At 44.3% G+C, this 13820-nt stretch carries 6 protein-coding genes; 4 read left to right on the top strand and 2 right to left on the bottom strand.

The annotated features are described in order from the left end of the window. Window positions 1–3: 3 nt before the first annotated feature. Window positions 4–1305 (top strand): OmpP1/FadL family transporter, encoded by a 1302-nt coding sequence (locus ACZ5O6_RS08690; protein ID WP_447092589.1) that lies wholly within the window; start codon window positions 4–6, stop codon window positions 1303–1305. Here ACZ5O6_RS08690 and ACZ5O6_RS08695 read toward each other — a convergent pair whose 3' ends face one another. After that, a complete protein-coding gene (locus tag ACZ5O6_RS08695) occupies window positions 1306–3831 on the bottom strand; it encodes an acyl-CoA dehydrogenase (protein ID WP_447092590.1) in 2526 nt (841 codons plus the stop codon). A 224-nt stretch (window positions 3832–4055) separates the two neighbouring features. On the opposite strand from ACZ5O6_RS08695, the gene fadI reads away from it, so the two are divergent. The 3 genes from fadI (at window position 4056) to ACZ5O6_RS08710 (ending at window position 13348) form a co-directional block, all read left to right on the top strand. After that, window positions 4056–5336, top strand: a complete 1281-nt coding sequence (gene fadI, locus ACZ5O6_RS08700; protein ID WP_447092591.1) for an acetyl-CoA C-acyltransferase FadI — start codon at window positions 4056–4058, stop codon at window positions 5334–5336. Window positions 5337–5405: 69 nt separating this feature from the next. Further along, entirely contained in the window at window positions 5406–7454 is a 2049-nt protein-coding gene (gene fadJ, locus ACZ5O6_RS08705; RefSeq protein WP_447092592.1) for a fatty acid oxidation complex subunit alpha FadJ, read from the top strand. 161 nt (window positions 7455–7615) lie between these two features. After that, window positions 7616–13348 (top strand): beta strand repeat-containing protein, encoded by a 5733-nt coding sequence (locus ACZ5O6_RS08710; RefSeq protein ID WP_447092593.1) that lies wholly within the window; start codon window positions 7616–7618, stop codon window positions 13346–13348. Between the two features lie 30 nt (window positions 13349–13378). Here the strand turns inward: ACZ5O6_RS08710 and arsN2 are convergent, their stop codons facing one another. Further along, window positions 13379–13804: an arsenic resistance N-acetyltransferase ArsN2 gene (arsN2, locus tag ACZ5O6_RS08715; protein ID WP_447092594.1), complete on the bottom strand. Its 426-nt coding sequence runs from the start codon at window positions 13802–13804 to the stop codon at window positions 13379–13381. Between the last annotated feature and the right edge of the window lie 16 nt (window positions 13805–13820).

Consider the following 13820-nt stretch of genomic DNA (forward strand, 5'->3'; position numbering starts at 1 on the left):
CTTATGATTAAAGAAGCTTCTACTGCTAACAACGTTAAAAACCGGCTTATTCAATGCTCTTTGATCGCTTATGGATACTTAACTCTTGCATTAACCTTAGGTATAAACACAGCGGTTCAAGCCGGTGGTTTTCAACTATCCGACCACAGCGTCACATCACTCGGCCGCTCTCACGCCGGCTATGGCAGCATGGGTGATGACGCCTCGGCAGCCTTTTTTAACCCTGCAGGTATGGCAATATTAACAGGTCAACAAGTACAGTTAGGGCTAGCCTTTATTCGCCCCACCAGTGAATTTACCGACATCGCAAGCACGGGAGCTAATACTGGCATTGATAATGATGGCGGACAAAACACCATTACCCCCAACGCATATTTTATTATGCCGATTAATCACCAGTGGCAATTCGGTTTAGCGCTGAACTCACCCTTTGCCACTTATACCGACTACGATGATAACTTTATTGGTCGTTTTAGTGGGCTTACCACCAAAATCACCACCATCAATCTCAACCCATCGCTTGCGTACGCAATCAGCGATTCTTTATTGATAGGTTTTGGAGTGAGTTACCAGACCTTAGATGCGACGCTCAGTGGTGCGGTTAGCCCAGCGGCAGATGATTCTACGCTTACTATCGAAGGCGACAGTGCCGCATGGGGGTATAATGCCGGGATCATGCTCACACTAGCTGATAACTCACGACTGGGGCTTAGCTACCGCTCTAAAGTGGACCACGACATTAAAGGGGCAGCGACGTTTGCCAACCTATCAGCAGCTGATGACGGCCGCTTTGATGCAACCGCAAAATTTACCGCACCAGATAGCGTATACCTTGGGTATACCAAGCCACTATCGGAACAATGGACGCTATCTTTGGGATATCGTTGGACTCGGTGGAGCCGATTTCAGGAGTTGAATGTTCTATTTCCCGATGGTGTTGCCAGTCAGAATTCATTACTGGTGACGCGCTGGAATGATTCGAGTACTTTTTCGTTAGGTGCGGATTACATACTCAGCCCCCGATGGACCCTGCGCACAGGTATCGCGTTTGATGAAACGCCAATTCCTGATGAGACCAGAACTGTGCGCACTGTCGATTCCGATCGACAGTGGTATAGCATGGGTGCCAGCTACCAACTCAACGAGCGCTTACAACTCGACATCGCCTACCGGTATATCGCCTTTGATAATGCGCCAGTTAACCAAGATATTACTCGTAACAACACATCAATTGGTCGGTTAATTGGTGAGTACAATGATGTCAATATTCACACCCTTGCTGCACAACTACACTACCGCTTTTAATCAACTCTCTTTAGACACCGACGGTTTAGTCTCTGCCTTTTTCTTAGGCGCGACTTTTCTTTGAGATGCTGTTTTCTTCGCCGCTGCTTTTTTAGCTACAGGCGCTGTACGCACAAGTTCTTTTTCTAAAAAGTGATCAACGTGAATAACATCCATAAGCTGCTTATCGTAGGCCATTAGCTCCTTCGCTTCTGCGGCAGTAATCACTCCAGCTTCTTTCGCTAAACTAATTTGCTGACTACCGATTGCTTTAGATATTTTTTTCGCTTTAATCGCAGCAAAAATTTTCTTAACGATCGGTTGTAAACGCGCATTTTCTAAAAACACATGATTAACTTGACCAGCTGGATTAATTGTTGAATTTTCAGAAAACACCTCTGCCAGATAGCGCTGACGCAATGGCGTATTGCGTGTAAATAATTCTGCCACCTGAGTATCTAAAGTATCTTTAGGCGCTGAAAAAGGCTTGCCCAGTGGGAATATTAACCAGCGCAATTTAAGTGCGACAAAGCGGTTAGGATAGTTCTGTAAAATTTCATCAACCGCCACTTGATACTCATTCGTTAAATGCGCCAAACTCCAATTCACCAAAGGGTATTCATCTTCAGGGCAGCCTTCATTTTCGTAGTGTTTTAACACCATGCTCGCCATATACAAATGACTAAGTAAGTCACCCAAGCGAGCCGACAACATCTCTTTGAATTTTAAGCTGGATTGCAACGACAGCATAGACACATCGGCGATAAGCGCGAAGTTAGCACTGAGACGATCAAGATCACGATAATGTTTTGCTAAACGTGCATGCCCAGGGTTTTTACTCAATAAACTACCCGCGATGCCCAACACAAATGAACGCACTGCATTGCCTATCGAAAAACCTATATGAGCAAAAAAAGTGTCGTCAAACTCGGCTACCGTTCTGTCACTCACAGGCTGCTTCGCCAACTGCATTTCTTTTAACACGTAGGGGTGGCTGCGTGTCGCCCCTTGGCCGAAGATCATAAGGTTACGCGTCATAATATTTGCGCCCTCGACCGTAATCAAAATTGGGATCGACATATATGGGTCGGCCACATAGTTTTTGGGGCCGGTCATAATAGACTTACCGCCATGAATATCCATCGCGTCGACCAAACATTGACGCGCCATTTCGGTCACGTGGTATTTCAAAATAGCCGATGGAACGCTAGGTTTTTCACCATAAGATAATGATTGAATCGTGTGGGCGCAGGCGGCATTTTCGATATAGCTGTAACCAGCGATTCTCGCCAACGGTTTTTGCACACCTTCAAATTTTGCAATCGGTAAACCAAACTGTTGACGCACAGCCGCGTATGCTGAGGTGCCCATTAGCATTTGCTTCGACATACCATTACCAATACTGGGCAAGGTAATACAGCGCCCAACCGATAGACAATTCACGAGCATCGTCCAGCCCATACCCGCCATATCCACACCACCAATAATATAATCCAGCGGGATAAATACATCTTTACCAAAGATAGGGCCATTAATAAACGCATCACCTATGGGTTTATGGCGACGCCCAATACGAATGCCCTTGGTTTTACGAGGAATCAATGCACAGGTAATACCGTAGTCATCTTTGTCACCAATAAGATGCTCAGGATCAGATAATTGAAACGCTAAACCAATCACTGAGGCCACAGGCGCAAGCGTAATGTAACGTTTTTCAAAGTTGAGCTTGATACCCACCACTTCTTCGCCGTTAAACTCGCCTTTGCAGACGATTCCTTGGTCAGGTAGTGATGTTGCATCAGAGCCCGCAAGTGGCCCCGTGAGCGCGAAACAGGGCACATCAACGCCTTTAGCAAGGCGCGGTAAATAATGATCTTTTTGTGCCTCGGTACCATATTTAATGAGTAATTCGCCCGGGCCTAGAGAGTTGGGCACACCAATAAAAATACTAATACAACCGCCTGTCACTGAAATACGGCTTAGCACTTCTGATTGCGCGGTACCCGAAAAACCTAAGCCCCCATACTCCTTAGGAATGATCATTCCCAAAAAGCCTTTATCTTTAATAAATTTGAGGGTTTCGGGAGGAATCACCGCAAGGTTGTGATTGATATTCCAGTTATCCATCATTCGGCATAGCTCAACCACTGGGCCGTCAAGAAAGGCTTGCTCTTCTTCAGTTAAGCTGGGCTTGGGGAGTGACAGCAATTTATTCCAGTTAGGCTTACCACTAAATAACTCACCATCCCACCACACGGTACCGGCATCAATGGCTTCTTGTTCTGTTTGGGAAATATCGGGCAAGACACTACGAAACCAATTAAAGATATGACGACTCATTAATTGTTGTCGTAACGATTTTTGGGCTAATAAGATAAAAACAATAGACACCGCCGCAAGTACCACAACAAATAGACTAGCGCCCGTAGTCACCCACTGAAGCACGGTCAGAGCCGATAGTAATAAACCAGTGGCCAATAATGAGTACTGAGCATAGGCACAGAAAAAAATAATGCCGATGGCAACCAGTAAGAACAATAATGTCATTTCATTCACTCCTAGCAGAGGTTAATTGGTATTAACGACGCTTTTTTTATTTATAATCTATACTAGAGACATATTACGGTATAAGAATAGACTATTAACTGCAAATTATCGTCGCTAAAAGCGTATAAACCATACATAAAGTAATGAGTATGTCGTCGTAAGACACTCTCAAAAACTAATAATAATTAAAACATTTCTATATCAACACTCAAAAGGAGTGAACCATGCCTGATCGCATCGCTGTAGTATCGGGGCTACGTACCCCTTTCGCCCGCCAAGGAACATTCTACCGTTCTATTAACGCTATTGATTTGGGCCGAATGGTGGTTAAGGAATTAATCGCACGCACAAATATCGATACGACTAGTGTTGATCAACTCATTTACGGACAAGTCGTCGCTTTACCCAAAGCGCCTAATATTGCAAGGGAAGTGGTGCTTGGCACACCGCTACCAGTGACTTGTGATGCTTATAGCGTATCGCGCGCTTGCGCAACGAGTTTTCAGTCGGTAGCTTCGGTTGTTGATGGAATTAAAACTAATGCGATAAAAATAGGGATTGCCGGTGGCGCTGATTCGTCTAGTGTTGTACCGATTTGTTTTAGCGATCGCTTCGCTATGAAGCTGGTTGCAGCCAATAAAGCGCGCTCTTTGGGAGCAAAACTTAAGGCGTTTAAAGGTACACGTCTCAGCGATTTACTCCCCACACCTCCGGCTATTGCAGAATACACCACCCAATTACGCATGGGAGATAGTGCAGAGCAAATGGCCAAAGACTTTGGCATTAGTCGCCGTGAACAAGATGAATTTACTTTACGTTCGCACCAGCTAGCAAATGCCGCCTGGGAAGAAGACAAGCTCACTGCAGAAGTGATCGCCGCTTACACGGAACCCTATAATAAAGCCTTTACACGCGATGAGAATATTCGCGCCGATTCAACACTCGATAAATTATCCTCACTCAAACCCGCTTTTGATCGAAAGCACGGAAGCGTGACTGCGGCCAATAGCACGCCACTCACCGATGGCGCATGTGCCTTGCTATTAATGAAAGAGTCCGTAGCAAAAGCATTGGGTTACGAGCCATTGGGTTATATCAAGCACTATGCCTTTACGGCGAACACCGTCGAAAAAGATTTATTAATGGGACCAACACAAGCCTCGTCTAAGGTACTTAAAAAAGCGCGAATGACACTCGACGATCTCACACTTATTGATATGCACGAGGCATTTGCGGCACAGACATTAGCCAATGTAAAAGCATTTGCTTCTAAGCAATACGCAAGCGATTATTTACAGCGTAAAAAAGCCTTAGGGGATATCGACATGAGCAAATTTAATGTTCTCGGCGGATCTCTTGCGTACGGCCATCCATTTGCGGCGACTGGCGGTCGAATCGTTACGCAAACACTGCACGAGTTAAAACGCCGCGGAGGCGGAACCGCATTAACCACGGCTTGTGCAGCGGGAGGTATTGGTGCAGCTATGATTTTAGAAGCTGAGTAACAAGCCAGATAAAATATAACGACAAGTGAATGAGCAGCAGCAACAAAAAACAAACACGGTAAGTATACGATGAGCACAAAAAACAAAAAGCCGGCGTTTTCGATCGTATTAGATCACGATGGCATTCTTACGATAACGATTGATGTACTGCATGAATCGATGAATGTACTGAACCAGCAGGTGATGGAAGAGTTTGATGTTCTGGTTAAAGATATTGATGCCAACGACGAAATACGTGCAGTGATTATTACTAGCGGAAAAAATAATAGCTTTATCGCTGGTGCAGACATTTCCATGCTACAAAAAGCACAAACAGCCAAAGAAGGAACTGCCATTGTCGAACAAGCACACCGTTTGTTACAAACGATTAGCCATAGCCAAAAACCTTATATAGCAGCGATCAATAATCTCTGCTTAGGTGCAGGCTACGAGCTATCTCTTGCCTGCCATTATCGTATTGCAAACGATAATCCAACCACCAAAATAGGTTTGCCCGAAGTAATGTTGGGTTTATTACCCGGAGCAACCGGCACCACTAAATTATCGCGGCTCATTGCCCTGCCCAATGCGCTTGATGTGATGCTTACCGGAAAACAGTTATCGACAAAACGTGCGTTACGATTGGGAATGATTGATGAAGTCGTACCAGCGAGTATATTACTCAGCGCGGCAAAAAAATCAGCCATTAAGCTAATCAACAACCACTACCAACGAAAGCCTTTACCTTGGTCACAACGTGTATTATCGCTACCCGGCATCAGCCATTTCATCCTCTATATGGTACGTAAAAAAGTGCTTACAAAAACACAGGGGCATTACCCTGCACCATTGGCGATACTTGATGTCATTCGGTATGGTTTGCATCGTCCTATCACTACAGCTTTAGCTTACGAGGCGAAAAAATTTGGTGAATTAACAGTCTCACCTCAAGCCAAAGCGTTAATCAATATTTATTTTTCAACCACCGAACTCAAAAAAGCAACATTTATCGAGACAATCACCCCCGCAAAAAAAACTAACGCCTTAGGTATTTTAGGTGGCGGGTTAATGGGTGCTGGCATCGCTACTATTTCTCTTGAAAAAACAGCGGCAACGGTCAGGATAAAAGATATTAGTCATGATGGCATGCTACGCGCTCAACGCCACATTAATGATTACTACAAACAACGCGTGAAGCGCAAAATAGTCACCGGAGAAATGGCTACGCAGCGAAAGAACCGATTATCGTCGACTTTAGATTATTCCGGTTTTTCAAACTGTGACATCGTCATTGAAGCAGTGTTTGAAGATATTAACATCAAGCAAAAAATGCTGGCAGAGATTGAATCACTCAACAATCCTAATACCATTTTTGCGAGTAACACTTCATCAATCCCCATCAAAGATATTGCCGCGAAAGCACAGCGACCTGAAAACGTTATCGGCATGCACTACTTTTCTCCCGTTGAAAAAATGCCATTACTCGAAATTATTAAGCACGAAGGCACATCTGATCAAACCATTGCAACCGCCGTTGAATTTGGCCGACAACAAGGCAAGACCGTCATTGTTGTTGATGATTGTGCAGGGTTTTACGTTAACCGTATTCTCGTGCCTTATATTAATGCCGCTATGCAGCTAGGCATGGAAGGCGTTGCGTTTGATAAGATTGATCGCGCGCTCACTCGCTTTGGCTTCCCCGTAGGGCCTATCAAATTATTAGACGAGGTGGGTATTGATATCGGTAGTAAAATACAGCCCATATTAGAAAAAGCGTTTGGCGAAAGAATGAAAAGCTGCGGCGTTCAGGAAATATTAATTAGCAACAATCGTTTGGGAAAAAAGGTAAAAAAAGGCTTTTACGATTATCAAGGAAAAGATAAAAACGCTATCGACCCTGAAGTTTATACCGAGCTTAACATTCAAAAGCAGGTTGATATGGATGAACAAATCATTGTCGAGCGTTGCCTATACCCTATGCTTAATGAGGCAGAACGATGTTTAGCGGATAGAGTTATCCAATGCGCTAGAGATGGTGATATTGGCGCAATATTTGGCATCGGATTTCCACCGTTTTTAGGCGGCCCCTTTCGATATATCGATACCTTACCTGCAGACTATGCCACTAAGATAAGTTGATAACATTCGCTAGAAGCTCATATTCTTTATCGCACAAAAAAATGATTTATATGCCAAAAAGGTATTACCTCTTTTACACATTATGGCGGATACTATGAATAAGCCATAAACCTACTTTTAGGTAAAAACGCTATTTAATCTCTCTACATCGGAGGGTGTGTATGATTCAGCAGACAACGGTCGGCTCGATTAGCAATATTCGAGGAGAAGGGATTTCCGTTATTATTCGTGCATCAGGTGAGTCTGTAAACGCTCAACTTGGGGATGAGCTTCTGCCTGGTGATACGCTTATTACTTCTAGTAATTCTTCCGTGATTGTGGCAATTAACAACCATTCCCCACTGGGTAATAGCCGTGGCTTTGCACTGGTCGGAGAAATTCAAACTGTCACTTTTGACGTTGCTTTATTTGATCGCATTGAATCTTTACTGCCCCAATCCTCGTTAAGTAACCTGATCCATATTGGTAAAACACCACCACCCGAATGGCTAAATATTTTTGCTGATAGCAACGAGCAAAATACCAATACCGTTATAGAAGAGCCGATTAATTTAGAAGAAGCTTTTAGCGCTCCGTCGGCAGGTATTCCCCCTTTAAATACCACAACAAATAACGGCTTGTTAGTAGAGAGTATAGTTAGCATTCGCAGTAATTTGCCAGAGACAATACCCGAAAATGCAAGTACCACTACAGAAAATAGCGCTATCGATGACATCGACAATGTAGAAAGTAACACTCAAGAAGATAGTAATAACGTGCTAACGAATCGTACAAACACAGCGACATTATTACCACCCACCATTGATACAGTTCCTTTTCCTAATATCACTGATATTACTAGTACCAATAATAACGAAGGCGAAGAACTCGTCTATTCCGTTACTCTTAGTAATGCATTTACGTCAGACATTAGTTTTAGCTTTGATCGTAGCGATGGTAGCGTATCGACGGCGGATACCAACAACACATTAACATTCAGCAATGGCGTAATATTAACGGGCAGTTCTATTAACGTACCGGCGGGTGTCAGTGAATTTACCGTTAGCGTTTCAACGATCGATGATAATCTTGAAGAAAATAATGAAACACTGGATATTGTTATTGATGGTGTACGTTCTACCGGCACCATTATTGATAATGATTTAACGCCAACCATAGCAACAATTAGTACTGCCAGTGCTACAGAAGGCGACGCGTTAGCTCACACAGTGACATTAAGTAATCCATCTATCAATAGCACAAGTTTTGCCTTTTCATTAACCGCTAATACTGCAGCAACGACCGACTTTACTAACACCCCCACCTTTAGCAACGGCGTCATCTTGGATAACGGTTTCATTACTGTGCCTGCCGGTGTCAGTAGTTTTACCGTGACGATTACGAGCATCGAAGATGGCGAAGATGAGAATGATGAAAGTATTGATCTTATTATTGGCGGTGTTAGTGCAACGTCGACAATTATCGACAATGATACAAGTGCTGTCATCGGTGGCAACGATACCGAAACACTCACGGAGGACCGGAATATTAATGCTAGCCAGCAACTGGTGGCTTCTGGCTCACTGACCATTGTCGACCCCGATGCGGGAGAAGCTCACTTTATTGGGACAGCCATCACTGGCACCTATGGCACATTAACCATTGATACAAGCGGCCACTGGACATACATCGCAGATAACAACCAAGGTGTCATTCAGACACTCACACCCAGCGATCAGTTAACAGAGACGCTAACAGTAGCCAGTATTGACGGAACGACACACGATATTACCGTGCTGATTAACGGCGTGAATATTACTGCCACTGACAATGCCTATACGAGCAATGAGAATAACGCGTTAGCCGGTAATGTTATCTTAAATAGTATCTCCGACAATGATGATGTACCCAATACCGGTAACATTATCACAACAGGATTAACACTCCATTACGATGCGGCCAGCGACACTAACAACAATGGCGTTTGGGAAAACACCAGCCCCACCCCACCCTCTACCGACTTCGTTTGGGATCTTGATCCGTCTGGAAACTTCACCCCTAATACCGTCACATCGGCACTCACCGGTATTACAGAGGCCTATCGTTTTAATGTAAACCCGGGCGACAGTACAGGCGCACAGTTCTCCGATTTATCGGGTGATGACGACTCGTTTGAAAGTATTGCCGGCAATCCCTCGAATAATTCAGCCTCTTTTGAATTATGGTTTCGCGCTGCGGATACCAGTGACCACGATGTTTTATTTGAAACCGGCGCCACAGGTGATGGTGTTGCTCTCAATATTAATGGCACTGTAGTTGAGTTTTTTGTAAAAGACGGCTCAGCCAATGTGTTATTGAATTATGATTTAGCGACTATTGGCGTTGACCCTACCAGTGAATTTGTTCAACTAGTGGGGGTTATCACTGTCGGTGGTACAGTGAGTTTATATGTCAACGGCACCCTTGCAAGCCAAGACACCAGCGGCGTTATTAATGACTGGGCAGGCAGTAATGATGGCGGTTTAGGCATTAACAATGAAGGCATTAATTTTAACTCTCCCACTGCCTTTGAAGGAGAAATTGCGAGCTTCAATTTTTATGAAACCGCATTGCCCAATGCCAGTGTTGCACACAACTATCAAGCCATTGCCGGGTTTAGTGTGACACAGGTAAATGGCACGCCTATCAGTTTAAATAGCCCCATCAGTTTAGATAATGGCAGCCTAATAATGGCGGCTGACGGTTCTTATCAATACACCCCCAACACAGGTTTTAAAGGGGTGGAAACATTTACCTATACCATTGGAAACAACAATGGAGAGACCGATACAGCGACCGTCTCGATCAATGTGATTAATCCCGATGCACCGGTCATTACGGTTGTCGCTAACGACCTAACAGAAGAGTCTGTCAGCGTGGGTGATGTTGTAGCTAATTTTACTGCTAGCGATCCGACGAACGACCCTCTGACTTTTCAAATTTTAAATAACAGCGATGGTTACTTTGCGCTAAACGGTAATACGGTTCAGCTCACCTCTGCCGGTGTTAGCGCCATCAATAATGACACACTGAACCTGTTAGATTTAGATATTACGGTTGAAGCCAGCGATGGCGCACTACAAACCAGCGCGACGGATAACAGCCAAATTACTCGCGTTAACGAAGCTCCAGCTATCAGTCTAACGGCGCTTGATATCACAGAAGAGATGATTAATAGCGGTGATGTCATCGCAACCTTTACCAGCAGTGACCCTGAGAACGATAGCCTCACTTATGCACTACTCAATAATAGTGACGGGTACTTTGTCATTAACGGAAACAATGTTGAACTAACCCCCACCGGCGTTACTGCCATCAATGATGACACCCTCGACTTAAGCAGTGTCACCATTACTGTCGAGGCCAGTGATGGCGATTTATCGGCCAGTGCCAGTGATACTAGTATCATTACACGGGATAATGACGATAATGCGCCAACCATCGCGGTGACTGCCGTAGACGTCACCGAAGAGGCTGTTAGTGTCGGCGATGTGATGGCCACCTTCACAGCCAATGATGTAGATGGGCAAACCCTTAGCTACCGTTTACTCAATAATAATGACGGTTATTTCACCCTTAACGGTACAAATGTAGAATTAACCGCTGCGGGTGTTAGCGCCATTAACGATGATAACTTGAACCTGAATAATCTAACGATCACCGTTGAAGCCAGCGACGGCGGCTTACAATCCAGTGCCAGCGATACCAGCATTATTACAAGAGTAAATGACGACGCACCAGTCATCAATGTTACTGCGGTTGATGTCACTGAAGAATCAGTCACCAATGGCGATACTATTGCCACGTTTACCGCTAGCGACCCTAACGGCGATTCGCTCACTTACCAATTACTGAATAACACGGACAATTATTTTGTCCTCAACGGTAATACCGTCGAACTAACTAGCGACGGAGTCAATGCTATCAATGATGATGTCCTCAACCTTAACAGCCTCAATATTACTGTCGAGGCCAATGATGGCACCTTCCAAACCAGTGCAAGCAGCAACAGTAATATCATACGTGTTAATGATAACGCCCCCACTATTGGCGGCATTAATTCTGCCGCAATTACCGAGGATACCAACCTCAATGGCGCAGGTAATATTATTGTCTCTGGCACGCTGACCATCAGTGATCTGGATGTAGGAGAAGACAGTTTTGTCGCCGCATCAGAGCTAACAGGCACCGGTAATTTTGGCACACTGAACATCGACACTGCAGGTAATTGGATTTATACCGCTGACAATAGCTCAAGCGCACTGCAGGCGCTTACCCCTAATGATACCGTTATTGATACTGTGACTGTCACAACCGCGGATGGCACATCTCAGGCTATCAATATTTCGGTTACAGGTACAAATATCACGGCATTAGATAATGATTACACGGTGAATGAAGAGAGTGCGATTACCGGCAACCTCATCAGTGACCAAAATACCGATAACGATGATACCTTGAGTAGCACCGCTGTTATCACCTCCGACCTATTACTGCACTACGACGCAGCGGCAGATAACAGCAATAATGGCACGTGGGAAAACACCAGTGCAACACCACCGTCAACCAACTATGCATGGAGTTTTACACCAGCGGGGAACGTGACACCACATACCGTTACATCTGCCCTACCCGGTATTACCGAGGCATATCGTTTTAATGTCAATCCCGGGGATATTACCGGTGCAGAATTTTCAGATTTATCTGGTGATGACGATTCTTTTTCTAATATACCGACCGACCCCACCAACGATTCGGCGACTTTTGAACTATGGTTTCGTGCGGCAGATATCAATGACCATGACGTCTTATTTGAAGTAGGAGCAACCGGTGACGGTGCCTCTCTTCGCATGAACGGTACCGTGGTTGAATTTTTTGTAAAAGACGGTAATGCTAATGTGCAATTGAGTTTCGACTTAGCCACAGTAAACATCGACCCCACCGAAGAATTTGTACAGGTGGCGGGTGTCATTACCGATAATGGTAACGTCGATTTATATATTAATGGCGCACTGGCGGCTCAAGACACCAGTGGCGTTATCTCTGACTGGGCAGGCAGTAATGATGCCGGTTTAGGCTTTAACAATGAAGGCATTAACTTTAACTCACCCACAGCCTTTGAAGGTGACATTGCGCTCTTTAATTTTTACGAATCCGCCTTATCAAGCAGCGACGTCCTTGATAATTATCAGTCGATTGCTGGATTCAGCATTAGCCAAGTTGATGGTAATACCATTAGCCTTAATACTCCCATCACGCTAAATAATGGCTCCATTATTATTGCCGGTGACGGCTCCTACCAATACACACCCAATACGGGTTTTAATGGACTTGAAACCTTCAGCTATACCATTGAAAACCATAATGGTGATACGGATACTGCTACCGTAACAATTAATGTTGCCAACCCTATTACGGGATCAACCAATGACAACACACTCAATGGAACCCTAGAAAACGATGTATTAAGTGGTGATATTGGCAACGATATACTGATTGGCAATGCAGGTATTGATATTCTTTTTGGTGGTATTGGTGCAGATACATTAACGGGCGGTACCGGCGGCGACACCTTCGTTTGGGCAAGTGGTGATGCAGATAATAGCACCGACCGCATTACCGACTTTTCTTTAGGCACTTACGGTGTCGGTGAATCTGATCGCCTCAATCTGAGTGATTTACTGCAAGGGGAAACACGAGACACATTATCGGATTATCTGAATGTTATCGATGATGGCACTGATGTTTCTATTACTGTTGATGTGAACGGTACTGGGGGCGACAATGATTTAACACTGGTTTTAGAAGGCTTAGGAACGGGCGTTATTAATCTACAAACACTCGTAGATAATCAACAAATTATGTTTGATCTATAAACGACACGACAAACACAATAACCTTATAGGCTAGACCTCTCTTCGCATAACCGTAGCCGACGATGGGCATAAAGAAGAAAACTGTTGTGTTTTTTGTATACTTCTAGGCACGTCACGTCTTTCTATAATAGTAAAATTCTTTTTTTCAAAATAATGACTCGCCGTTGTCGTCAGCAAATATACTTGTGTTATATCCGCCTCTTTCATTGCGTTTAATAACTCATTAATCAATAAACAAGCAATACCTTTTCCTTGTTCACTTTTTGAAACAACTATTGAGCGTATCAGACCTACCCCGTCGTAATACTCTGCACCTCCAACAGCAACAATACCGCCGACTTTTTCATGAACGATAAAATGTTGCAAATGTTCAGCGCAGTCATCGAAAGGCAATGAGTGCTCTTCTAACAATGCGACTATACGTGCTAAATCTTTTTCATTGGCTTTGCGCATCATATTTTTTATCCGTAAT

Source organism: Eionea flava (assembly GCF_055393785.1).